Annotated in this window: 16 protein-coding genes; 5 read left to right on the forward strand and 11 right to left on the reverse strand. The window is 63.1% G+C overall.

All coding sequences use genetic code 11. The features are described from left to right. Nucleotides 1–123: 123 nt before the first annotated feature. The 5 genes from GGR38_RS09220 to GGR38_RS09240 all read right to left on the reverse strand — a co-directional run bounded on the left by GGR38_RS09220 (nt 124) and on the right by GGR38_RS09240 (nt 8,669). Nucleotides 124–1,596: a hypothetical protein gene (locus GGR38_RS09220; protein ID WP_183624781.1), complete on the reverse strand. Its 1,473-nt coding sequence runs from the start codon at nt 1,594–1,596 to the stop codon at nt 124–126. 79 nt (nt 1,597–1,675) lie between these two features. Continuing rightward, a complete protein-coding gene (locus GGR38_RS09225; protein ID WP_183624783.1) occupies nt 1,676–3,586 on the reverse strand; it encodes a putative bifunctional diguanylate cyclase/phosphodiesterase in 1,911 nt (636 codons plus the stop codon). 314 nt (nt 3,587–3,900) lie between these two features. Further along, the gene (locus tag GGR38_RS09230; RefSeq protein ID WP_183624785.1) at nt 3,901–6,399 is read right to left on the reverse strand and encodes a TonB-dependent receptor; all 2,499 of its coding nucleotides are present in this window, start codon (nt 6,397–6,399) and stop codon (nt 3,901–3,903) included. A 228-nt stretch (nt 6,400–6,627) separates the two neighbouring features. Further along, nucleotides 6,628–7,986, reverse strand: a complete 1,359-nt coding sequence (locus GGR38_RS09235) for a HAMP domain-containing sensor histidine kinase (protein WP_246404401.1) — start codon at nt 7,984–7,986, stop codon at nt 6,628–6,630. Then, nucleotides 7,983–8,669, reverse strand: a complete 687-nt coding sequence (locus GGR38_RS09240; protein ID WP_183624789.1) for a response regulator transcription factor — start codon at nt 8,667–8,669, stop codon at nt 7,983–7,985. Before GGR38_RS09240 ends, GGR38_RS09235 begins: the two co-directional genes overlap by 4 nt. Nucleotides 8,670–8,834: 165 nt before the next feature. Between GGR38_RS09240 and GGR38_RS09245 the strand changes: the two genes are divergently transcribed. Next, nucleotides 8,835–9,836 carry a LacI family DNA-binding transcriptional regulator gene (locus GGR38_RS09245; protein WP_183624791.1) on the forward strand — a complete coding sequence of 334 codons (1,002 nt, stop codon included), beginning with the start codon at nt 8,835–8,837 and terminating at the stop codon, nt 9,834–9,836. 267 nt (nt 9,837–10,103) lie between these two features. On the opposite strand, the gene GGR38_RS09250 is transcribed toward GGR38_RS09245, so the two are convergent. From GGR38_RS09250 to GGR38_RS09260, 3 genes are read right to left on the reverse strand one after another with little or no spacing between them, the layout of a single operon-like run. Next, a complete protein-coding gene (locus tag GGR38_RS09250) occupies nt 10,104–10,727 on the reverse strand; it encodes a TadE/TadG family type IV pilus assembly protein (protein ID WP_183624793.1) in 624 nt (207 codons plus the stop codon). Beyond that, the gene (locus tag GGR38_RS09255) at nt 10,724–11,311 is read right to left on the reverse strand and encodes a TadE/TadG family type IV pilus assembly protein (RefSeq protein WP_183624795.1); all 588 of its coding nucleotides are present in this window, start codon (nt 11,309–11,311) and stop codon (nt 10,724–10,726) included. Before GGR38_RS09255 ends, GGR38_RS09250 begins: the two co-directional genes overlap by 4 nt. Next, nucleotides 11,311–13,233 carry a pilus assembly protein gene (locus tag GGR38_RS09260; protein WP_183624796.1) on the reverse strand — a complete coding sequence of 641 codons (1,923 nt, stop codon included), beginning with the start codon at nt 13,231–13,233 and terminating at the stop codon, nt 11,311–11,313. Before GGR38_RS09260 ends, GGR38_RS09255 begins: the two co-directional genes overlap by 1 nt. Nucleotides 13,234–13,513: 280 nt before the next feature. On the opposite strand from GGR38_RS09260, the gene GGR38_RS09265 reads away from it, so the two are divergent. Beyond that, nucleotides 13,514–13,885 (forward strand): hypothetical protein, encoded by a 372-nt coding sequence (locus tag GGR38_RS09265; protein WP_183624798.1) that lies wholly within the window; start codon nt 13,514–13,516, stop codon nt 13,883–13,885. A 114-nt stretch (nt 13,886–13,999) separates the two neighbouring features. On the opposite strand, the gene GGR38_RS09270 is transcribed toward GGR38_RS09265, so the two are convergent. From GGR38_RS09270 to GGR38_RS09280, 3 genes are all read right to left on the reverse strand, one after another. Further along, a complete protein-coding gene (locus GGR38_RS09270) occupies nt 14,000–15,196 on the reverse strand; it encodes a patatin-like phospholipase family protein (RefSeq protein ID WP_221227054.1) in 1,197 nt (398 codons plus the stop codon). 55 nt (nt 15,197–15,251) lie between these two features. Next, a complete protein-coding gene (locus GGR38_RS09275; RefSeq protein ID WP_183624800.1) occupies nt 15,252–16,736 on the reverse strand; it encodes an MFS transporter in 1,485 nt (494 codons plus the stop codon). A 183-nt stretch (nt 16,737–16,919) separates the two neighbouring features. Next, nucleotides 16,920–17,954 carry a LacI family DNA-binding transcriptional regulator gene (locus tag GGR38_RS09280; protein ID WP_183624802.1) on the reverse strand — a complete coding sequence of 345 codons (1,035 nt, stop codon included), beginning with the start codon at nt 17,952–17,954 and terminating at the stop codon, nt 16,920–16,922. 229 nt (nt 17,955–18,183) lie between these two features. On the opposite strand from GGR38_RS09280, the gene GGR38_RS09285 reads away from it, so the two are divergent. The 3 genes from GGR38_RS09285 to GGR38_RS09295 all read left to right on the forward strand — a co-directional run bounded on the left by GGR38_RS09285 (nt 18,184) and on the right by GGR38_RS09295 (nt 24,467). Continuing rightward, nucleotides 18,184–20,970: a TonB-dependent receptor gene (locus tag GGR38_RS09285; protein WP_183624804.1), complete on the forward strand. Its 2,787-nt coding sequence runs from the start codon at nt 18,184–18,186 to the stop codon at nt 20,968–20,970. Between the two features lie 71 nt (nt 20,971–21,041). After that, nucleotides 21,042–22,850, forward strand: a complete 1,809-nt coding sequence (locus tag GGR38_RS09290; RefSeq protein ID WP_183624806.1) for an alpha-amylase family glycosyl hydrolase — start codon at nt 21,042–21,044, stop codon at nt 22,848–22,850. A gap of 12 nt (nt 22,851–22,862) precedes the next feature. Beyond that, nucleotides 22,863–24,467 carry an alpha-glucosidase gene (locus GGR38_RS09295; RefSeq protein WP_183624808.1) on the forward strand — a complete coding sequence of 535 codons (1,605 nt, stop codon included), beginning with the start codon at nt 22,863–22,865 and terminating at the stop codon, nt 24,465–24,467. The last annotated feature ends 31 nt before the right edge of the window (nt 24,468–24,498 follow it).

Genomic DNA, 24,498 nt, shown 5'->3' on the forward strand with positions numbered 1-24,498 from the left:
GCGCATTGACTGGATTTGCCGCGATATTTTGGCGAGATTGCATCGCTTTGCTGCAACAGCGTATCATTTGTGCAACGGAATAGGGGGTTTTGAGGGTTAACGAAACAACCCTTCGCGGACCTTCTATCCGCGTCCGGGATGGGTCTGTGCGTCATGTCCGGTGACCGCGTCAGGCCATGGGCCTTGCCAGCAGGAAGCGGGATCGCGGGGGCGGCGCAAAACCGCGCCGGGCCGGATCATGGCCGGGAAACGCGCCAGCGGGGCGACATAGGTGGCCGCGCCCGATGGCACCACGCCGTAATAGCCGCAAGCCACGTCAGGCGCACGCGGCCATGCGATGGCGCGGGCGATTTCGCCTATCGGGGTGGCCAATCCAATGGTTAATGCGACAAGCGCGACCCCTTTCGCCGGGCCCCAAGCGGATTCTTGTTTGGGTTGCACCAGAAGGTCCGCGATCAGCACCGCCAGAACGGCCAGCGCCGGAATGCTGGCGCGCATGGCGAAATCCATGCCGCCGCCCACCCGGCCAAAGGGGATCAGCAAGAGCGAGGCAACCATGATCCATACCGTGGCCGCGCCATAGGCCCCGGACGAGGGCCGCAGCCGCAGAGCCAACAGATAGGCGCCAATCTCCAGCAGGATGAAGATCGGATAGGAGTGCAAAGGCAAAGGCATGGCCAAGGCGCCGACCGTATCGCCCGCCACCACCAGATAGGCCAGCCCCGGCAGCGCGGCCCCTGCCGCCAATCCTGCCCAGATGACATCGCGCGAAAACAGCGACCGGGCATAGGCATGGAGCGCAAAGGGCAGGCATCCTATCGCCGCCAGCGGCGAGAGCAGAGGCAGAAACGGGACCATCACCGCCATCACGACGCGCGGCGCCTTGCCCCGCCGCCATGCCAGATAGGCCGCGGCAAAGATCCAGCCCGCCAGCCCATGTTGCGGCACCCAGAACATCTGCGTGATATGGGCGCTGAACTGAAACCCGGCCCATTGCTCCAGATGCAGGGTCAGGGGCTGGCCTGCCAGCGCCTGACCGACAATGTCCATGCCGCTGAAACCCAGAAAGACCGCAAGACCGATAGCCTTGGCCCGCCCGCCGTCGAACAGCGTTGATCCGGCGCCCAGCACCAGCGTCAGCAACAGGCTGTTTTGCGCCCACAAGGCCCATTCGGCGGCATGGACATTACCCGTCAGCGCAGGCCCCAGATACATGCCCAGCGGCGCGCGCAGCACCATCGGCCCGCCCGCGACGTCATAGGCAAACGGCCATGGATTGAGCGTCAGATCGCGCAACACCGCCAGTCGCACCTGCCAGTCGGTGTTGGCATAGGTCAGCCGCCCTTCGCCCCCCACCAGCAGCACCGCCATGGCCACCACCGCGCAGACGGCCAGATCGCGCCATGCAATATATCCGCCCCAGCCCGGCGCGCGGGCCACACCCGCAATGGCCGCCAGACCCATCGCGCCGCCCGCCAGCCACCACCACAGCGGCAAGCCCAGAAAAGCCCACAGACCCGCCTGCATCAGGCCAAGCAGCCCCAGCAGGGTCAGCATCAGCCAGCGCAGCGAAAGCCCGCCATTCCGTTCCGCCAAGGCATCATTCCCGTCCATGGCGCCAGCATAGGGCAGGGCTTACCCAAATAAGGTTAATGGGTGTGAGTGGCGCAAGTCATCAGGCGACGGCGGTCCGGCGGTCGGAATCCAGCCATGAGGCCTGCGCATCGGCGCAGCGCAGCAGGAGTTCGGCCAGCGGCAGGGGTTTGCTGAAAAGATAGCCCTGCGCATGTTCGCAGCCCGCCTCGGCCAGCGTCTGGCGCTGGGCCTCGGTTTCGACGCCTTCGGCCACGCAGGTCAGGCCGATGGTGTGGCAAAGGGTGATGACCGCCGAGGTGATCGTGCTGCCCTCTTCGGTGTCCAGCGCGCCGACAAAGCTGCGGTCGATCTTGACCTTGTCGAGCGGCAGGCGCTGAACATAACCGAGGCTGGAATAGCCGGTGCCGAAATCATCCAGCGCGATGCCCACGCCAAGGTCGCGGAACGCCTGAAGGGCTTGCGCGGCGGCATCGGCATTGCGCATCACGGCGGTTTCGGTCACCTCGATCCAGATGCGGTGCGGGGCGATGCCCGCCGATGCGATCTCGTCGCGGATAAAGGCCAGCGTGCTGGCCGAGGTGAGGTCGCAGGCCGAAATGTTGAAGGACACGGCCACGCAATCGGGCAATTGCCGCGCGGCCTTCAGCCCCTTTTTGAACACCGCGCGGGTGATTGAATGGATCGCGGTCGAGCGTTCGGCAATGGCGATGAATTCCATCGCGGAAATCTCGCCCAGCATCGGATTGGACCATCGGGCCAGCACCTCGACCGCGCTCAGCCGCCCGCTGGCCAATTCGACGATGGGCTGGAGCACGATGGACAATTCCTCCTCGAAGGAACTGGCCTGAAGCGCGGCCTCGATGGCGCGGTCGGCGCGCACGGCGGTTTCAAGGCTGGGGGTGAACAGGCAGACGCCGCCGCCATGGACATGTTTGGCATGATAGAGCGCATAATCGGCCCGGTCGAACAGATCGGCCGCCTTGGTCCCGGCATCGGGATATTGTGCCACGCCCAGCGAGCCGCCCACCGAGAGCACGATCTCGCCGATCCGCAGCGGCGCGCGGACCTGTTGCAGCAGGCGTTCGCAGGTGCGTGCGAAATCAGCGACCTGTGTGTCGATCAGCCCGAATTCATCCCCGCCCAGCCGATAGACCTGCACCGAAGGTCCGGCGGTGGCCCGCAACCGTCGCCCGATGGCTTCGAGCAGCCGGTCGCCGACCTGATGGCCATAGGTGTCGTTGATCGGCTTAAACCGGTCCAGATCGAGCACTCCCACTGCAAAGGGCAGGCCGGTGTTCTGATCGGTCCATGCATCCAGATCGGCATAGAACTGGCGCCGGTTGGGCAGGCCGGTCAGGCTGTCGGTCATCGCCAGCTTGCGGTTTTCCTCGTTCAGCCGCTGCAATTCATGATGCTGGGTTGCCAGCAGGCTGCTCGATTTCACCTGTTTGCGGAAATGTTCAAACCCGTTGAACAGCACCCGCAGCAGCACCGCCAGCACCAGCGCGACATTGATGCCGATGGTGGCAAAGGTGAGCAGGCGTTTGCTGAAACAGAAGATGATGAAGGCGGGCAGCACCGAAAGCGCCACCAGCAGCGCGGCTTGCGGCAGGACCACCAGACAGAAGATGCAGCCGATGACCGTGGTGGAAATATAGAGCGCCACATGGGCCTGTTCAAACGGCCCGCCATAGGGGGCAAGAGACAGCGACCATCCGGCATAGGCCGCCGCAATCGGCGCCGCCACCATCGTCACCAGACGCAACTGGCGCTTGGCCTCTTCGGGGCTGGGCAGGCCGGTGCGCGATGAGCGCAGCCAGTGGATCATCCGAATGATGGTGATGGTGAACAGCACCCCCGGCGCGCTCAGCGTCAGCGACAGGGGGGCCTGTGCGCGATGGGTGATGGCCACGGCCAGCGAGTTGATAAGCAACAGGCCATAAAGGAGCGGAACCTGCCTTTGCAGATTCGCAGCCTGAGAAACAGCCATGTCCGGATCGGTTCCGACATTCGCGAACCACCGGATCAGACGCGAAAACCCCAAGCGCCCTTCCCTTTCCATGCGAGCCAGCCAGATTGAACGCATCATGGGCCCCCATGAGTGAAAAGGCCTATAGTGCAGGCCTAGGTTAAAGCGCGGATGACATTGGATGAAGATGGGTAAGGTGTCCAGTAAAGCCCCCGTGTAAAACGCAGGTTCCACAATACAAAACCCCTGCGCCGTTACCGGCGCAGGGGTTTGGTTTTTCCGATGGTCGTCACCGGCGGGCTATGGCCTTAACCGGCCCCGCCGTGCCGCTTTCATCAATATTTCACGCGGACATCGACCATGAACGAGCGCGGCGGCAGGAAGCTGAACTGGTCAGCCGTGCCATAGCTGGTCTGATAGGTGGTCGCGCCCTGGGTGGTCGTGCTGGCCCCGCCCGAAGCGTTCGAGACCGCCGTGATCGCGCGGCTGTTGAATACGTTCGATACGGTGGCGCCGATGCGGAAATGGGTGCCGATTTCCTGGCTGATCGCAAATTCGCCGGTCGAATAGGGGCTGATGCGATAGAGGCGCACGCCGTCCAGCGTCGAATATTGCGTGACGGCGGTGGGCACGCCGTTGACCGAGGTCTTCACGCTGAACAGTTCGGTGGCGAACTGCGGGCCGGTGAACTTCTGGCTGAAGGAGACGCGCAGGCCCTTGTGCTTATAGATGAAGCCGGCGGCCGCCGTGCTGAAGGGCGCCTTGGCGACCTGAGCATTGGTAGTGCCGGAATGGGCATAGTTATACGAACCATTGCCGAACACGGTCAGGCCTTCGATCGGCATATAGGCGATCTGACCTTCGACACCCTTGTAATGTACGGTGCCGATGTTGACCAAGGTGCCCGAGAAGGCGGTCGTGTCGGTGGCGCTGGCGATCTTGTTGTTCACATTGATGATATAGCCATCCAGATCGATCGAGACCTTGCGGCCATGCCACACGGTGCCGACCTGATAATTGGTGCTGGTCTGCGGCTTGACGGTGGCGGCAACGCTGCTCGACTGGGCGGCGGTGGCCGCGTCATACGAAGGCGTATAGAAGCTCGACAGATCGGGCACATACATGCCCTGCGCATACTGGCCATAGAAGGACCAGTTGGTCTTGGGCTGCCAGTTGATCGTGCCGAAGGGCAGCGCCTTTGTCCATGTGGCCGAGGTGTTGGCGGGCGAGCGATAGGAGTCGGCATTGACCAGTGCATTAACGCCGCGCTTGAAATTCACATATTTCACGCCGGGCGTGATCGCCAGATTGCTGACCGGGCGCAGTTCGAGTTCGCCGAAAAGCTGGAACTGATCCCAGCTCGAATTCTGCTCATACTTGATGTTGGCCAGCGCGGTCGAAGGATAGCCCAGCGTGCTGGTGGCGCCGCTGTAGAACTTCTGGTCATAGCTGGGCAGGCCGGTGGTCCAGCTGAAATCCCAGGTGTGACGCCAGGTGTTGGCATGCTCGTACCAGCCGCCGACCTTGGCCTTGCCGAAGCCGAAGGTGTAATCCGCCTGACCGATATAGCCGATCACGCGATACTTGTTCATCTTGTTATAGCCGGGGATCTGGCTGGCGTCGGTAACCGCCTTATAGGGCGAGGTGGCCGTGCCCGCGCCGGAGAAACCGGTGACGACCGTGCTGGTGTTCCCGCTCATCGTGTTGTTGGTATAGCCATACATATAGACGCGGTTGTCGAGGCTCAGATGCTCGGACAGATCGCTTTGCAGGCGCAGATACGAGAAGTCGGTGGTCTTGTCGGTGCGGTTATACTTCCAGTAATCCTGCTTGGTCGGATCGCCGCCCATGCCATAGTTCAGGCCATACATGCCGATGTTCGAGCCTGCCGAGCAATTGACCGCCTTGAGCGTGGCATAGCCCGATTGCGCATAGCCGCAGGTCGAACCCTTGAGCACGTCCGACTGATAGTAATAGTTGCGGTTCCACGTCGACATGACGGTCAACTTGTTCGAGTCGCCGATGGGGATAACGCCCTTGAAGAACAGGTTCTTCGACATCACCGGCGAATTGGTCAGCGCGCCGTTCGACTTCAGATACTGGCCCGCCAGCACGAACTTGGCGCCGTTCCACTTGTCGATCTTGCCGGTCTGGATTTCGGCGCGGCCGATAAAGCTGTTCCAGTTGCCCAGCAAAGCCTCGCCCATCACGCCCTGCTTGTCAGAAACGGCGCGCGAATACATGTTGATGTTGCCGCCATAGGTGGCCTGACCCAGCTGGCTGGCATTGCCCGGACCGCGGTCCACCACCACGGTTTCAATCGTGGTCGAGGGGAAGAACGAGGTCGAGTGGTGGGTGGGGTTGTTGGTGTCGGCAAAGGGGATGCTGTCATAGGTGACGTTATATTCGCCATCCTGAAAACCGCGGATCACCGCCTTGGTTTCGGAAAAGCCCTGACCGTTGCCGGTGCCCGAAATCGACACGCCCGGCGTCAGCGCGATCAGCTCGTTAAAGTCCGAAGCGGCATTGGCATTGTCGATGAATTCGCGGCTGATCGCGGCCTGCGGCTGGGTGGTGGTCAGCGAGGCGGTGAGCGGGGCGGCCTCGGCGGTGCGCGAGCCGGTGACGATGATGTCCGAGGTGGTCAGCGACTGGCGGTCATTGGCTTGCCCGGCCTGATTGGCGGAGGTGGACTGGTCATCGGCGGTCCCGGCGGCGGCCGGGACTTCGGCGGCGGGCACTTCGGCAGCCACGGCATAGCCCACGTTGGCGATCAGGCAGACGGCAAGCGCGGTGCTGGTCGCCAGCAGCGTCTGGATGGAATGTTTGCTCATGTTTGGCCCCTTGAACGATATGATCTCGATTTCGGCGGCGGGCTCACAGACCGAACAGGCAGCCGCCATCGCCGCCCGAAATGAGACGGGCGCGAGGGGGGATGATCCATGCTGTCTTTTTGCCCGATCCTTAGAACCCGCCGGACACGAGCGGCGGTTAGGTGCGGGCGATGACGGATATGTGACGAAGCGCCGGGGCAGGGGGCCAAAGCGGGCAAGATTGCAAATTTAGAATGTTGTCATGCCCGCGGTCAGCAGCGGAAAACGCAGGCGCACCGCCAGCCCCGGCCCATTGTCGGCCAGTTCGAGCGATCCGTCATGAAAACGCATGATCGCATCCGCAATTGCCAGCCCCAACCCGCTGCCCGGCCGATTCGAGGCCGTGCCCCGTTCAAAGGGCTGCATGACCCGGTCGCGCTGGGCCTCGGCGATGCCGGGGCCATTGTCGGCGATGGTGATGATCGCCTCGTCTCCGGCGATGCTCAGCCCGATGGTGGCGCAGGTCTGTGCGGGCGTGTGCAGCGCCACATTGTCGAGCAGATTGACCAGCAATTGATGCACCAGCCCGACATCGCCCCGGACCGTGGCGGGAAACAGCGTGCCCATTTCCAGCCTGCTGCCTGCATCCGCAATCACCGGTTCCATGGTTTCGGCCACATCCTCGATGATCGGGGCCAGCGGCAGCGGGGCCATGGCGGTGGGATGGCGCCCCGCCTCGATTTCGGACAGGCGCAGCAGCGCGTCGAAAATGGCGATGATCGAGCGGCACTCGCGCTCGGCCCGGTCGAGCAATTGCCGCCCGGCCTCGTCCGTATGCGCCATATCGGCCTGCAGCAGAGCGCGCAGGCGCGTCAGCGGCGTGCGCAGGTCATGGGCCAGATGGCTGGCGAACTGGCGCTGGCTGTGGACCATATCGGCCATGCGTTCGATCATGCGGTTCAGCCCCGCCACCTGTTGTGCAAACACGCCGTCAAGGCCCGCATCGGGAATGCGTTGGCTGAGGTCTCCGCGCGCCAGCGCATCGGCGGCGGCCATCGTGCGAGCCAGTCGCTGGGCGATCAGCGCGGAAAACAGCCATGCCGCCCCGCTGCCCACGACGATGCTGATGATGACCAGAATGAGCGCGGTGCGGGGCAGCATGGCGTGGATATTCTCCACCGCCTCGGAATGCTCGATGATGACCAGCCGCGCGCCATCGGACAGCCGCGCGGTCAGCGCATGGCCCTCGCGCCAGTCGGGGCGGCCATCGCGGAAGCTCACATCGGCAAAGCCGGGGGGAGGCGGGGCCATCTCGATCCGGCCCCAGATCGTGCGGCCATCGGCGGCCAGCAGCATATGCCCTTTGTCGCTGATGACGCGCCCGCCGGTCAGCGCGCTCAGGCGGCGGGCGATGCTGGCGGTGTCCTGCGGCGCGCCGGGCACCAGAATACGCGCCTGTTCGCGGCGCAGCGAGGTTTCGACCTCATCGTCGATCTGCGCGCGGGCCTGCCAGTAGAGCAGGGCGCCCGCCCCCGCCATCGCCAGCGCAAAGGCCAGCCCGAATTGCCCCGCCAGCCGCCCGATGCGCGGCTGGGCCAGAAATGTCATGCCCCGCATTTGGCCGAACGCAATACATAGCCTTCGCCGCGCAGCGTTTCGACCGCATCGCAGCCCAGCGCCTGAAGCCGCCCACGCAGGCGCGACAGGTTGCTTTCCACGATATTGGTGGCCGGATCAAAGGCATAGCCCCAGACATTTTCGAGCAGCATGGCGCGCGTGACCACCCGGTCGGCATGGCGCATCAGATAGGCCAGCATCGAAAACTGTTTGCGGTTGAGATCAATGCCCGCATCGCCCAGAAAGGCCCGGTGCGCGGCATTGTCCAGCCGCAGCCGCCCCACGGCCAGATCATCGCCCTTGCGCTGGTTGCGCCGACAGATGGCGGCAAGGCGGGCTTCCAGTTCGGCATCGTCAAAGGGCTTGGTCAGATAATCGTCGGCCCCGGCTTTGAGCCCCTCGACCCGGTCCTGCACCGAGCCGAGCGCGGAAAGCATCAGCACCGGTGTGTTGCACCCCGATGCGCGCCACTGCGACAGGATCTCGATCCCGCCGATATCGGGCAGCATCCGGTCCAGAATGATTGCCCCCACCGCGCCCTCGCGCTCAAGTGCCAGCGCCTCACGCCCGGTCAGCGCATGGAGCGAGGGATGGCCCCATGCCGCCAGATTGCGGCAGATGACGCCCGCGATGATCGGATCATCCTCGACAACAAGAACAGGTTTTTGAGTCATGGCCCCTGATGCGACGGTTTTATGACATTTTCGCGGATACGCCCGGCCATAGGGTCGCAGGCGCGCATTTTCTTTACATATGCCGCGCGGCGCAAAACCCCGCTTTTGCTTGCCAAGGGGCCGATTTACTGATGAGTTGGCGTTGGGGACAGGGTGGGAAAAGCCATGCAGAGGGTTAGGAACATCAAGGAGCTGGCCGATCTGGCCGGGGTGTCGGCTGGTACGGTGTCGCGCGCACTGGCCGGGTCCGAACTGATCAGCCGCGCCACCCGCGAACGCGTTCAGGCATTGGCACGCGAATATGGCTTTCGGCCCAATGTGATGGCGCGCAATCTGCGCATTCAGAAGACCGGGGCGATCGGTGTGCTGATCCCGCTGGGCCATGAGGCGGGACAGCCGATTTCCGATCCCTTCTTCATCACCATGCTGGGGATGCTGGCCGATACATTGACCGCGCGGGGCTATGACCTGCTGCTCAGCCGGGTGATTCCACAGGATACCGGCTGGTTGGAAAGGGTGGCGACATCGGGCCGGGTCGATGGCCTGATCGTGCTGGGCCAGTCCGATCAGGCAGCGACCCTTGATGAAGTGGCGCGCGATTATCGCCCGCTGGTGGTCTGGGGCGGGCATGATGAAGCGCAGGTCCATTGCAGCGTGGGCAGTGACAACCATCTGGGCGGGCAGATGGCGGCGCGGCATCTGATCGAGCAAGGGTGCCGCAAGATCGCCTTTTTCGGTGATCCGCGCGCGCTGGAAATGACCCAGCGTCTCGATGGGGTACAGGCTGCCCTGGCGCAGGCGGGGCTTGCACCCGCCGAGGTGGTGCCGGCTCATCTGGTGGCCGAACTGGCCTATGCCGATATCGCGCGCTATCTGCGCAAGGCGGCGCACCGGCCCGATGGGATCGTGGCGGCCTCGGATGTCATTGCGATGACGGCGTTGCGGGCGCTTTCCGAAGTGGGCCTGTCGGTGCCGGGCGATGTGCGCGTGGTGGGCTATGACAACCTCCCGCTCTCCGAACATACCGTGCCCAGCCTGACCACGATCAGCCAGGATCTGGTCGCGGGGGCCGAGCATCTGGTGGACATGCTGATGCGCCGGGTCGCGGGCGAAGATACGCAGAGTGTGATTATGGCGCCCGAATTGGTGGTGCGGATGTCGGCTTGATGGGGGTTTTATGCCTCCGGCGGGCAAAGGGACTTGTCCCTTTGCAATCCTATTAATTGGGTGGTGTGTGGTTTGCGATGGCGGGGAAAGCCTGCGGCGCGGTAAGGTGGTGTCTTAAGCGCCGCAGGCTTTCATATCTCAACCTTGCCTATGTCAGCCGTTGCCAAACCCATAGCGCAACAAAGACAGTATCGGGATTGCAAAGGGACAAGTCCCTTTGCCCGCCGGAGGCAAAACCTCAAAACCCCAAAAACCCCAAAACCCCGATCAGCAAGTCGCCGTCTTAGTCCCCGACAGCCCAGCCGTCAGATTGCGCGAATCGCGGATGAGGAAGGCGGCTTCCTGATGCAGCGTCATGGGTTTGACGAACATGGATCCGAACAGGCCTGATTGCTGGTAATAGACCTCGACGAACATGACGGCCATGCCGCTGGCGGCTGTCACCTGATTGCCGGTGGGCCCCATGCCGGTCACGACCGCGCTTTCGACGCCATAGGCCGATGCGGCGGTCATGCTGCCGGTGCATCGTTGCCAATGGATATATTGCTTGCTGGTGGAAGAATTGAGTTCGAGGCTGGAGACGATCACCTTGCCTTTGGTGCTCAGGTTGATGCTCTTGCCTTCCTGCACTGCGCCGGTCAGCACCGAATTGATCTCGGTTTCGCTAACGGTGGGGCTGACGCTGGATGTGCTGCTTTGTTCAAGGCGCGAGGCATTGTCGGCGGTGGACATGGCGATCTGGCTGACCTGAAGGCTCACGATCGTCATATTGGCCATTTCGATGCCATAGAGCCCGATGAGCAGCAGCACGGGCATGGTGGCGCCCAGTTCGATGATCGAGACGCCCGAACGGTCGCGCCACAGGCGGCCAAGCAGCGCGCGCAGCCTCATGTGCAGGTCCTCGTGGCCGAACCATAGGCGACCTGTGCGGCCCATGGCTGGTTGCGGCGCACTGCTGTCGCGTTCAGCGTGACCTTGCCCCACATGCTTTTCATAAAGGGCACGCTGAACATCGGGGAATAGCTGGCCGTGGCGGTATAGACGATGATGTCGCCCGCCGCGCCATTGCCCGATGCGCCAATGTCCGAATTCCACGATCCGTCGCCATTTTCGTCGGTATAGGGTTCGCCATTGTCACAGCGGCCATTGGCGTTGGAATCGGTCCATTTTTCCGCGCGGCCAATATCTGTGAAATCGTAATAGGACTTGCGGGTCGAGGTGACCGTCACCCCCGGCAGCGCGGGGGCCAGCACCTTGGCCACATTCTGGTCGAGCGTTGTGGTGTTGGCATTTTCCAGCGTGGCATCGCGCGCGGCCTGACGCACCGCGCCGTTGAGCAGCGCGCGGCCATAGAACATCTGGCCATAGTAACCCATGCCCATCAGCAAGAGCATCAGGATCGGCAGGACGAAGGCATATTCCACCGCCGTGGCCCCGCGTCGGTCGCGCCACAGATGGCAAAGCGCCCGCGCCATCAACTGGCCACCCGCAAGGCGCTGGCGGTCTTGGCGATCTGCTGAAACGCGCTGTTCAGCTCGCTGGCGCTGTTGGCCGTAAAGCCGCTGTCGGGCGAGGCGCAATAGGACAGGTCGGTTGAGAGGCTGGTGGAATAGCCGATCACCCAGATTCGCACCCCGCGCCCCTTGATTGCATCACAGACCGCGCGAAAACGGGCGATATGGCGGTTGTCATCGTTGCTGTAGCCATCATCGGTGATGCGCCGGTCGTGATATTCGATGCCATAGGCCTGCTGAATGCTGTAGGCGGCATTGGGCTCGCCGTCGGTCATATAGATGATGTGGCGCGTGACATTGCCGCCATTGGTGGGCACCTCGGTCACATTGCTGGAAAAGATGCCGGTCGATGAGATCAGCCGCGCGCCCCACAACATGCCGATGTCGTGATAGGTGCTGCCCGCCGGGGTCAGCGAATTGACATAGGTGGTGAAATCGGTCTGCGTCATGGTGGCCAGCGTGCGCGCCGCCGCCGGGCAATAGGAATTGGCCAGCGAACCCGATGTGCTCAGGATCGAGTTGCTGCTGCTGGTGCCGCGATAATAGGCGATGTCGGGCCACATCGGCGCCCATTTGGTCGCATCGTCGCTGGTGGGCGCCATGTCGATGTTGAGGTCGGTAGCGGTCGTGGGCGAAATGCGGTCGGTCAGCGAACTGTAGCTGAAGGCTGAGTCCGAGACGGTGAAGCGTTCCTCGATACAGCCATTCCATGTCGAGCTTTGCGAAGCACCACTGCTGCCGGTGCTGGTGGTGGCGGCGGCAAAGGTCTTGAACGTGCTGGTATCCACATTGGCCAGCACATAGTCGAAATGGTCGAAGGCGGTCCCGCTGGTGGGCGAGGAGGCCGTGCCCAGGCCGCTGTATGTATAGGATTTCAGGCTGAGATAGGCATAATAGCGATACTGGTAATAGCTGTCGCCCGAACGGGTGCAGGTATAGAGCGAGCGCACCTTGGGCTGGGTCACGATGCTGGCGCTGTAGGTGTAGGAGCCGGTCGTGACATTGCCGGTGCTGTTGCTGGACGAGCCGTTGTTGGTCCATGCCGATGTCGCGGGCAGGGCGGCAAAGCACGCGCTCTGGCTGGCATAGGCGGTGCTGGAATAAAGCGCGGGGGTCGAGTTGGGGGTTGAGTTATAGACCTCTTCGGAGGTTTTCAGCGTGCGCGAATTATACACTGCATAGGTGATCGCCTCGAACTGGGGCACGCGGGTCTGCAGCGCATAGGTGCTGGCCAGATAGGACGGGCTGAGATTGTAGAGCAGGCGCCCGACATTGACCGAGCTGCTGTAGGGCACGAAGCCATAGCGCACGCGGGCATTGGTGCCGGCCGTTGCGTTGATGATGGTCGTGTTGAAATTCTTGAGCGCGGTTTGCAGGCCGGTGATCTTGACCGTGCCGTTATACGAATCCGACATCGACCCGGTGGTGTCCAGTACGAAGACGATATCGGAATTGCCGATGCTCTGCGTCGAGGCGCAGGTCAGGCTGAGATCATAGGTATAGCGGCCAAAGAGCGCCATGATCCGCAGCGGCACGGTAGTGGTGGCGGTGCCGTTGACGGTGACGCCATTGTCGGTGCTCGACAGGGTGAAGGCGGTGCTTTTGGTGCCTTGCTGGGCATCGGTATAGTTGACGTTGAAATAGGACTTGCCCTGGGCAATCGCGGTGGCGTCCAGCCCGTTCGTGGTCACCGCGCGCCGTGCGGCCAGAGCGCCCGCATCACATGCGCCCTGAAGCCGGTTTTGCGCGCGATAGACAAGGCTCAGATCCACCGCCCCGCCGATAAGGGCCGTCAGCACGAACATGATCGAGGCGGCCAGCATCAGCACATTGCCGCGCCGGTCGTGGGCCAATCGGCGCAAGAAGGGCTGGGATCGCGGCATGATGATCGGGCCTTGTATCAGCGGACAAGATGCGCGCCCGATGGGGCGCCTAATGGTTTCCCCTAGTGGTTAACGCTTAAAGATTCATAAATTCTCAGGACTTGGCCTTGCCCCGACAGTATTGCGAGCCTGTCTGTATCCCCGCAAATGCACCACTTTTGCAACTGCGGATGCAGGAATCGAGTTTGAGTGTGCCGGAAATAGGCGTAAATCGGCGCCACCCCGATTGGCCGCCACCTCCGCATATCGTCGGAGTCGGCTTCCTTACATGGAGATCATCATGAAGAACCTTTTGGCTTGGGCTTTTGCCGTGTCGCTGCTGTCTGGCGCGCCTGTGCAGGCGGCCGCGCCGGGTCTCGATTTCCACCTCTTTGAAAATGCCTATGTGCGCAATGGTGCGCCCGAAGCAGGTTATGACGCGGTGCGCCGCGCGGTGCCGGTGGGCGCGGATGCGCGCGGCGGCGTGGCGATGCTGCGTCAGGCGGGCGCGCATTGCGGCGCGGCGCGTGACGGCCAGGTCGATTGCTTTTACCGCCAACGCATTTCGGTCGACGATGTGGTGGACACTTACGCAACCTGGGACATGCAGCTCAACCTGAGCGGCGACAAGGTGGCCGCCGTTAACGTCGAGCGCAGCGTCGAACAGCGCTAAACCTCTGCCGCGAAGCGGGTTTCAATCCTCTAGCACCCAACGCTGCCGTCAAAGCGCAACAAGGACAGTCATGGGATTGCAAAGGGACGAGTCCCTTTGCCCGCCGGAGGCCCCTTAACTCTTACCCCCGCCCGGACTGGTGAAATCATACACCGCCAGCCCGGAAGGGTCGGTCGGCAATTCCAGCACCTCGCGCTGGGCCAGCGTATGGGCGGCGTCCTCATAGCCGCTGCGCCAATGGTCCTCCATCGTCTGGCGGCTGAATTCATAGTCCTTGTAATCGCCTTCGTAATTGGGCGACTGATAGACCATCTGCACGATATTATAGCGCGCCGGATCGGTGGCCTCCATCAACAGCTTGCCCTCGGCGCTGGCCAGTTGCTCGGGCGTCATCGTTGCGGCCAGCTTGCGAAAGGCGTTGCGCAATTCCTGCCGCTCGCGAAACATGTCGGTGGCGGCGCGGGTGCGGCTGGAATACTGGATTTCCTTAATGCGCGAGGCGACGGCCGCCATGTCGCCGGGCATATGGCCGCGCGCGCTCCACAGATCGACCTGAAACACCAGCGTGTCGAGCCGCGAGTCGGAGGACAAAACCCAATCGAGCGGCGTGTTCGACACCAGCCCGCCGTCCCAGTAATATTCGCCATCGACTTCCACCGCCGGAAAACCGGGCGGCAGCGCGCCCGAGGCGATGATATGTTCGGGCCGGATCGTGCATTGGGCATTGTCGAAATATTTGAAATTACCGGTACGCACATTGACCGCGCCCACGCTGAACCGGGTTTGGCGTGCGTTGATGCGGTCGAAATCGACCAGACTTTCCAGCGTCGAATGCAGATGGCTGGTGTCATACCAACTGGTCGCCTCGGCGGTCTTGTCGGGCTGGAAAAAGGGTGGGATCAGGCGGGGGCTGAAGAAGCCCGGCGCGCCCTGCATCAACACTTGCCCCGCCGCCATCTGGTTGATCGCGCCGCGCAGATGCGGGTTCACCGCCAGATGCGACAGGCCAAGCGTTGCCAGCCATGGCGCCCATGCGGTTGAGCGGCCCGACACGCCTTCCCAAAAGCGGCGCAATTGGCCCACGCGCGCCTCGGGGGCATTGCCCGCGATGATCGCGCTGTTGATCGCGCCGATGGAAATGCCCGCGATCCAGCCCGGCTCGATGTCCCGTTCGGCCAATGCCTCGTAAACGCCCGCCTGATAGGCCCCCAAGGCGCCCCCGCCTTGCAGCAGCAGCGCCACGGTTTCAAAGGGCGTGCCATTGCCTCTGGCATGGGTGACGGGGGCTTTCCAGCGGCGCATTCGGGGCATGGATGGACGGCTCCTTGATGATCGCATATTCAAGGTAGCGGTTAATGGCCGCTATTCAATCTACTCCGCGCAAGGTGAGGGTAGCCAGTGCGGCCAGCACCAGGGTGGCGGCGGCAAAAGCCATGGTCCACACCGGCGCGCCGGGGAAAAACGCGTTCATCACCGTATGCATCACCGTTGCCACCAGCAATTGCGGCACCACGACAAAGACATTGAACAGGCCCATCGACACGCCCAGCTTGGACTGCGGCAGGCTGGAGGCCAGCATCGCATAGGGCATCGCCAGAATAGAAGCCCATGCCAGACCGATGGCCACTTCGCTGACCTGCAACCACGCCGGATCGCGCAGGACCAGATAGGAGCCAAAGCCCGCCGCCCCGGCGATCAGGCTGACCGCATGGGTGCGCGCCTTGCCGATGCGCCGGGCGAGCCATGGCAGCACGATCAGCGCGGCGGGCGCGGCCACGCCATTATAGATCGAGAACAAGCGCCCGACATAATTAGCCGCCGCCTGATAGGCTGGGCTGGCCGGATCGGTGGCGCCGAAGTGATATTGGGCGACGATGGGCGTGGTATAGATCCACATGATGAACAGCGCCGACCAGCTGAAGAACTGCACCAGCGCGAGGCGTTTCATCAGCGGCGGCATACCGGCAAAATCGCCCACTACGCTGGAGAGCAAAGTGGTGCGCCCAGCGCGCGCCAGCATGATCGCGGCGATCAGCGCGACGCCATAGGCCGCCATCAGCCCGGCCAGCAGATAAAGCTCCTTGGCCAGCGCCCAATGTGCGACGCAGGCTGCCAGTACGCCCCCGGCGCCGATCCACGGCAAAGCGCCCAGCGGCGAACGCGCCGCCAGCGCGAGGTCGGGGCCGGTTTCGGGGGACGCGGCCTCGCCGAACTCCTCCATCTGTGTGGGCGAATATTCCTGCGTGTTCAGCACCGTCCACAACACCGCCGCCAGCAGGATCGCGCCGCCCGCCCAGAAACTGTAGCGCACCGTGTCGGGGATCTGCCCCGTGGGCGCGACATTGGCCACGCCCAGCGCGTCGAGCAGCGAGGGAAACAGTGAGCCCACCACCGCCCCCGCGCCGATAAAGGCGGTCTGCACCGCATAGCCCGCCGTATGCTGGCTCTTGTCCAGCATATCGCCGACAAAGGCGCGGAACGGCTCCATCGCCACATTCAAACTGGCGTCGAGCAGCCAGAGCAGCATAGCCGCGCCCAGCAATATGCCTTGCAGCGGCATGACCAGCAGCGCCAGACAGGCCAGCACCGCGCCCGCCAGAAAATAGGGCCGCCGCCGCCCCAGCCGCCCCAGCCATGTGCGGTCCGACAGATGCCCGATCACCGGCTGCACCAGCAGGCCCGTCAAAGGCGCGGCGATCCACAGCGCGGGCAGATCGTCGATCGAGGAACCAAGCGACTGGAAAACGCGGCTCATATTGGCATTTTGCAGGGCAAAGCCGATCTGGATGCCGAAAAAGCCAAAGCTGACATTGCACAGCCCGGCCCAGCCAAGTTTGGGCTTGCCCGACATGATTTCCCCTTCCGCGTGACGGTATGTTTGTTGCGCCCGGCGTTGCATGGACCGGGGCGCGGGGCAATCACGTATACGAATACCTTATGCGCGATTTGCCCGGCACCGGCCCTCTTCCCTGGCCCTGCCACCCATTGAGTGTTCCATAAGGATGGCAGGGCCGGAGGAGAGGGCCGGTGCCGTTTACCCCCCGCAACTCTTCCGCCGCACCAATCGGGTGGGCAGAACCGGCGAGGGCAGGGCGCGGTCCTCGATCTGGGCCAGCAGCGTTTCGATCAGCAACACGCCCGCCGCTTTCAGATCCTGCATCATCGTGGTCAGCGGGGGATTGGTCATGCCCGCCGCCGGAATATCGTCAAAGCCCATCAGCGCCACATCGGCCGGCACCGACAGGCCCGCTTCGGAGAGTGCGCGCATCGCACCGATGGCGATCAGGTCCGATCCGGCAAAGATCGCATCGAAATGCGCGCCCTGCGCAATCAGCGTGCGCGCGGCCAGATAGCCCGATTCCTCGGTGGTCAGCGCGTCGATCTGCAAATCGGGATTCACCGCCAGACCGCCTTGCGCCAGCGCCGCCTGAAGCCCGCGATAACGGTCGGAAAATTCGGGGTAATGCTCGTCCGCCTGCCCCAGAAAGGCGATGTCGCGGCGGCCCTGCGCGATCAGATGTTCGCCCGCCATTTGCCCTGCGCCGAAATTGTCGCTGCCCACGGTCGCGCCGATGTTGTCGGGCCGCACCGAACCCCAGCGGACAAAGCGCGTGCCCTGCGCCACAAGGCCCGTCAGGCGCTGTTCGTATTGCGTGTAATCGCCATAGCCCAGCAGGATCAGCCCGTCCGCGCGGTGGCTGTCCTGATAGCGGGTGTGCCAGTCATCCTCCATTTTCTGAAACGAAATCAACAGGTCGAACCCGCGATTGGCGCATTGCCGGGTGATCGAGCCGAGCATGGCCAGAAAAAACGGATTGATGCGCGAATCATCCTCGCTGGGTTCTTCAAAGAACAGCAGCGCAATCGTGTTGGCGCGTTGTGAGCGCAGCGAGGAGGCGTTTTTGTCGACCGTGTAATTCAGTTCGCGGGCAATCGCCTCGATCCTCGCGCGCGTTTCGGCGCTGACCGAACGCGACCCGCGCAGGGCGCGGCTGACCGTAGGCTGGGACACGCCTGCGCGATAGGCGATGTCGAAACTGGTGGGCCTGTTCGACCGTTTTTGCCCCATGATTGCGCGTGTCCCTTGGCTGGCTCTTGCGTGGCCTTAGCGCAACATTACCCGATTGCGCATAATATGGGTATACGTATGCCATCTTTTGTTCACGCCCATCGCCATTGTAAGCGGGCTTCACGTTGACCGGAACCAAGGGGCAGGGGTGCCCTATGCCGGGACGAAGCCGGCGCGCATGGACCGTGTGTCATCCATGCGCAGCCGGTGTGATCAGGAGAGGAATATCATGAGCTTCCGCAGCTTCAAGGCGGGGCGCCTTGGTGCGTCCGCCGCATGCATTGCCGTGTCTGCTTTCATCTTTCCGGCGCTGGCCGTGGCTCAGGAAGCTGCGCCCGCGGCCAATGATCAGGCCATCGTGGTGACGGGCATCCGTGCCTCGCTCGATGCCTCGGCCTCGCTCAAGCGCCGTTCGCCGGTGATCGTGGAATCCATTTCGGCCGAAGATATCGGCAAATTGCCCGATGTTTCCATCGCGGATTCACTGGCCCGTCTGCCCGGCGTCACGGCCCAGCGTCTGGAAGGGCGCGACCAGCGCCTCTCGATCCGCGGCCTTGGCCCCGATTTCGGCACCACGCTGCTCAATGGCCGCGAACAGGTGACCGTGGGCGACAATCGCGGCGTGGAATATGACCAGTATCCGTCGGAATTCTTCAAGAATGTGGTGGTTTACAAGGCCGCCAATGCCGCGCTGATCTCGGCGGGCGTGTCGGGCACGGTGGATCTGCGTATGCTGCGCCCGCTGGCGCAGAAGGACCGCATCGTCGCGGTGCAATTGCGCGGGCAGATGAACGGCATGAAGGCGCTGAACCCGGACAGCGACAACAAGGGCTTCCGCGCCTCGGCTGCCTATGTCGACAAATTCGCCAATGACACCTTTGGCATCGCCATCGGCCTGTCGGCCACCCATGCCCCTTCGCAGAACGAGCGCTATAACGCATGGGGTTTCCCCAATGAGGCAGCGGCGGGCGGCGCGCTGTTCCTTGGCGGGGCCAAGCCCTATGTGCAATCGAACATGCTCAAGCGCTATGGCGGCGTGGTGACGCTGGAATGGGCGCCCAGCGACAATTTCCACTCCACGCTCGACCTGCTCTATTCCAAGTTCAAGGAAACCCAGCACCTGCGCGGCATCGAATTCCCGATTGCCCCGACATGGGGTTCGGCCGCGACCATCCAGCCGGGCTATACCACCACCAACGGTCTGGTCACCGACGCCACGCTGACCAATGTCCATGCGGTGCAGCGCAATGACCTGAACGAGCGCACTGCGGACAATTTTTCGGCCGGGTGGAACGGCGTGTGGACCGTGGCCGAGGACACCCACATCACGCTCGACGCCAGCTACAGCACGGCCAAGCGCACCGACTTCCTGCTCGAAACCTATACCGGCACGGGATACAATACGACGGGTGCCTCCGACACGATCCACATCAGCGCCAATCCCAATGGCGCCTTTTCGATCGTTCCCACGCTGGACTATTCGAACACCGGCCTTTTCGGCATCACCGACCCGCGCGGATGGGGCTATAATGGCACGAGTGCCGTGGTTCAGGCGGGCTTCCTCAACAAGCCCAGCTTCAAGGACGATCTGCTGGCCCTGCGCGCCGGGGTTGACGGCAAATTTGGCGGCCACTCGATCTTTTCGGGCTGGGAAGTGGGCGTGAATTATTCGCGCCGCAAGAAGACCTCTAACTTCCTGTCCTATTTCCTCTGCCCCAAGGGCGCGGGCACCAATTGCACCGTGTCGAGCGGCACCACCACCTTTGCCCCCGTGCCCAGCGCGGCGGTGATCGGCACGGTGGCGCTGGACTATCTGGGCGTGCCCAAGATGCTCGCGCTTGATCCGATGTATCTGTATAATAACAGCCTGAACGCGGCCTATGACAATCGGCCCGTCTCGCTGGTGCGCGACAATTCGGTGACGGAAAATGTCATCACCGGCTATGCGATGCTGAAGATCGACGGCGATGTTGCGGGCAAAAAGCTGACCGGCAGCATTGGCGCGCAGGTGGTGCATACCAACCAAAGCTCGAACGGTTCGATCTCGAACTTCTCGAATGGTGCGGTCTCGCTCTATCCGGCCACGGGCGGGGCGAAATACACCAATGTCCTGCCCAGCCTGAACCTGTCGCTGGAAATGGACCCCTCGATGTTCGTGAAATTCTCGGCCTCGCACACGATGGTGCGCGCGCGCCTTGACCAGATCCGCGTCAATCAGGAATTCAACATCGACCCCACCCGTCTGGGCTCGACCACGCCGGGCATGTCGGTGTTCAGCTCGACCGGGGGCAATCCGCAACTGCGCCCCTATCATTCCACCAACATCGACCTCTCGCTGGAGCGCTATTTCCGCAAGGGCGGCTATGTCTCGGTGGCGGGCTATTACAAGAAGCTGACCCAGTTCGTCGATCCGTCGAACAATTTCCTCTATGACTTCTCCTCCGCGCTCAGCAGCCTGACGCCCGCCCAGCGCGCGGCGGTGGGCACCACGCTGGGGACGGTGAACGCGCCGGCCAACACCGGGCATGGCGATGTGAAGGGTGTGGAAGGCACGCTCTCGCTGCCCTTCTCGCTGCTGACGCCCAAGCTCGACGGCTTCGGCTTCTATGGCAGCCTGTCCTATACCGACAGCACGATCTATCTGGCCAGCAATCCGGGGCAGGCGATCACGCTGCCGGGCCTGTCGGACTGGGTGCAGAACGCGGCGCTTTATTACGAAAAGCACGGGTTCCAGGCGCGGGTGAACTATCGCTTCCGCTCGACCTTCCTGGCCGAAGTGGCGGGTCTTTCGGCCAATCCCACCTATCGTCAGGCCAAGGCCGAAGCGATTGTGGACGCCCAGATCGGCTATGAATTCCAGCCCGGTTCCAAGCTCTACGGCCTCTCGGTCATGCTTCAGGCCAAGAACCTGACCGACCGTCCCTTCATCACCTATCAGAACAACGATCCGCGCCAGTTGATCGACTATCAGCGCTATGGCCGCGACTATTACTTGAGCGTCAGCTACAAGTTCTGATCGCTTGAGAAGAATGCGGGCGGGGTTTTGCAGCCCCGCCCGCGCATAAGAGAGACCGGGGGAAGAGCAGGATGAAGCAGAACACCATCGCGGGCCTTTGTCTGGCCGGGGCGATGATCGGCGGCGCGGGCCATGCTACGCCCATCTCCGACCTGCGCGCCCGCACGCCTGAACAGGAAGTGATCTATTTCGTCCTGCCCGACCGTTTCGCCAATGGCGATCCGGCCAATGATACGGGCGGCATCGCGGGCGATCGGCTGTCCCATGGCTTCGACCCTGCGGACAAGGGCTTCTATCATGGCGGCGACCTTAAAGGGCTGACCGCGCGGCTCGATTATATTCAGGGGCTGGGTGCCAGCGCGATCTGGGTCGGGCCGATTTTCAAAAACAAGCCGGTGCAGGGGGCCAAGGGCCATGAAAGCGCGGGCTATCACGGCTATTGGATCACCGATTTCCTCCATGTCGATCCGCATTTCGGCACTGACGCGGATTTCGCCGCTCTGGTAAAGGCGGCCCATGCGCGGGGGATGAAGGTCTATATGGACATCATCGTCAACCACACCGCCGATGTCATCCAATACCGCGAGGCAGGCGATGCCGCCGCGCCCTATCGTTCGAAGGCCGACTATCCCTTTTCGCGCCGAGGCGGAGTGGCGGGCGCGCCGATCAATGCCGGGTTCGCGGGCGATGATGATGCCCGCCCCGCCAACTGGGCGCATATGACCGATCCGGGTTTTGCCTATACGCCCTATGTGCCGCGCGGCGAGGAGAAGGCCAAGAACCCGGCGTGGCTCAACAATCCCATCTGGTATCACAATCGCGGCGACACCGACTGGAAGGGCGAGAGCGCGCAATATGGCGATTTCGTCGGGCTGGACGATCTGGCCACGGAAAACCCGCGCGTGGTCAAAGGGTTCATCGAGATCTACGGCAACTGGATCGACCGTTTCGGCATTGACGGCTATCGCATCGACACGGCCAAGCATGTGAACCCGCAATTCTGGCGCGCCTTTGTGCCCGCCATGCAGGCGCGGGCCAAGGCGCGCGGCATTCCCAATTTCCACATCTTTGGCGAGGTGGCGACCGGCGATTATGATCCGGCGCTGTTGGCCGGATGGGTGCATCGCGCGGGGCTGCCTGCGGTGCTGGACTTTGCCTTCATGCGTGCGGCGACCGATGCGGCCGGCGGCAAAACCGGCACGCAGGAACTGGCCCGCATGGTCGAGGATGATGCGCTCTATGGGCCAAAGGGCGCGCTGCGCCTGCCGACCTTCCTGGGCAATCACGACAATGGCCGTTTCGCCATGGCCCTGCGCGAGGCCAGGCCGGGGATCGGCGCGCAGGAATGGCTGGCGCGCGACCTGCTGGGCCATGCGATGCTGCTGACGCTGCGCGGTGTGCCGACGATCTATTATGGCGACGAACAGGGCTTTGCCGGGCGCGGGGGCGATCAATCCTCGCGGCAGGATATGTTCGCCAGCAAGGTGGCGGAATATAATCAAGATACACTGGTGGGCACTTCCTCCACAACCGCCGCCGCCAATTTCACACCCACTCATCCGCTCTATCAGGCCATCGCGCGCCTTTCCCAGATCCGCCGGTCCACCCCGGCGCTCTGGGGCGGGCGGACGATCCTGCGCGCCTCGGGCGAGGGGCCGGGGCTGTTTGCCGTCTCGCGCCTCGATCCCAAGACCGGGGCCGAAGTGCTGCTGGCCTTCAACACCTCTGACCGGCCCATCACCGCGCAGCTTTCCGTAGAGACCGCCACCCAGCGTTTCACACCGCTGTCCGGCCCATGCCCCGCCGCGCCCATCGCACCGGGCAGCGCGACGATCAGCCTGCCCGCTTTCGGCTATGCCATCTGCGCCGCCACCAAGTAAGGACCCCCGATAATGACCCTCTCGCAAGGCCCATGGTGGCGCGGCGCCACCATCTATCAGATCTATCCGCGCAGCTTTGCCGACAGCAATGGCGACGGCATCGGCGATCTTCCGGGCATCACCGCGCATCTCGATCATGTGGCCAGCCTTGGCGTCGATGCGATCTGGATCAGCCCTTTCTTCACCAGCCCGATGGCCGATTTCGGCTATGACGTGGCCGATTACCGCGATGTCGATCCGATCTTTGGCACGCTCGTTGATTTCGACGCTTTGGTGGCCCGCGCCCATGGATTGGGCCTGAAGGTGATGATCGACATGGTCTTCGCCCATACCAGCGATGCCCATGCATGGTTTGCGCAAAGCCGCACTGACAAGGCAACCCCTTATGCCGACTGGTATGTCTGGCGCGACGCCAACCCTGACGGCACGCCGCCCAACAACTGGCAATCGGTGTTCGGCGGCCCGGCATGGACATGGGACGCACGCCGCCAGCAATATTACATGCACCAGTTCCTGAAAGAACAGCCGCAGTTGAACGGCCATAATCCGGCGGTGCAGGAGGCCTGCCTTGATGTGCTGCGTTTCTGGCTGGATCGCGGGGTGGATGGGTTCCGGCTCGATGCGCTCAACCATGCGATGTTCGATCCCGGATTTGCCGACAATCCCATTGCGCCCGCGAATGGCAAACCCCGCACCCGCCCCTATGATTTTCAGGCCAAGGTCAACAGCATGAACCACCCCGATGTGGTCGGCTTTGTCGAGCGCATTGCGGCCGTGTGTCAGGCGGCGGGCGCGACCTTTACCGTGGCCGAAATCGGGGGCGATGATGCCGATCCCCTGATGAAGGCCTATACGGCGGGCGAGGCGCGCCTTTCGAGCGCCTACAGTTTCGACTTCCTCTATGCTGATCGCCTGACCGCCGATCTGGTGGCGCGGACGCAGGCGCTGTGGGACGGCGCGCCGGACGCCGATGGCCGCGCGCAGGGCTGGCCAAGCTGGGCCTTTGAAAACCACGATGCGCCGCGCCATGTCTCGCGCTGGGTGGGGGGCGAACATCGCGATGCCTATGCCCGGATGACCATGGCGCTGCTGATGGCGCTGCGCGGCAATGCGTTTCTGTATCAGGGGCAGGAGCTGGGCCTGACGCAGGATGATATCCCGTTCCACCTGCTTCAGGACCCCGAAGCCATCGCCAACTGGCCGCTGACCCTGAGCCGCGACGGCGTGCGCACGCCGATGCCGTGGCAGGTACAGGACGAGCAGGGCGGCTTTACCAAGGGTTCGCCGTGGCTGCCGCTCTCGCCGGAAAACATCGCCCGCGCGGTGGACCGGCAAGAGGCCGACCCGCAAAGCCAATTGGCCATCACCCGCCAAATCATCGCCCTGCGCCGCGCGCATCGGGCGCTGGCGGTGGGGGCGATGGAGGATCTGCGCGTGGATGGCGATCTGCTCACCTTTACCCGGCGCGAGGGGGGCGAGGCGATTGCCTGCGCCTTTAACCTTGGCGGCGAAACCATCGCCCAGGCCGCGCCGGATGGACAGACCCTGCTGGCGCTGAACGGCGCGGATAGCGGGCAATTGCCGCCCTATGCCGCCCATTTCATCCTGTCTGCCTAAACCCCGATCCTTCCCCCGGAGAGAGACCATC

This window comes from Novosphingobium sediminicola, from assembly GCF_014196525.1.
Classification (GTDB): domain Bacteria; phylum Pseudomonadota; class Alphaproteobacteria; order Sphingomonadales; family Sphingomonadaceae; genus Novosphingobium; species Novosphingobium sediminicola.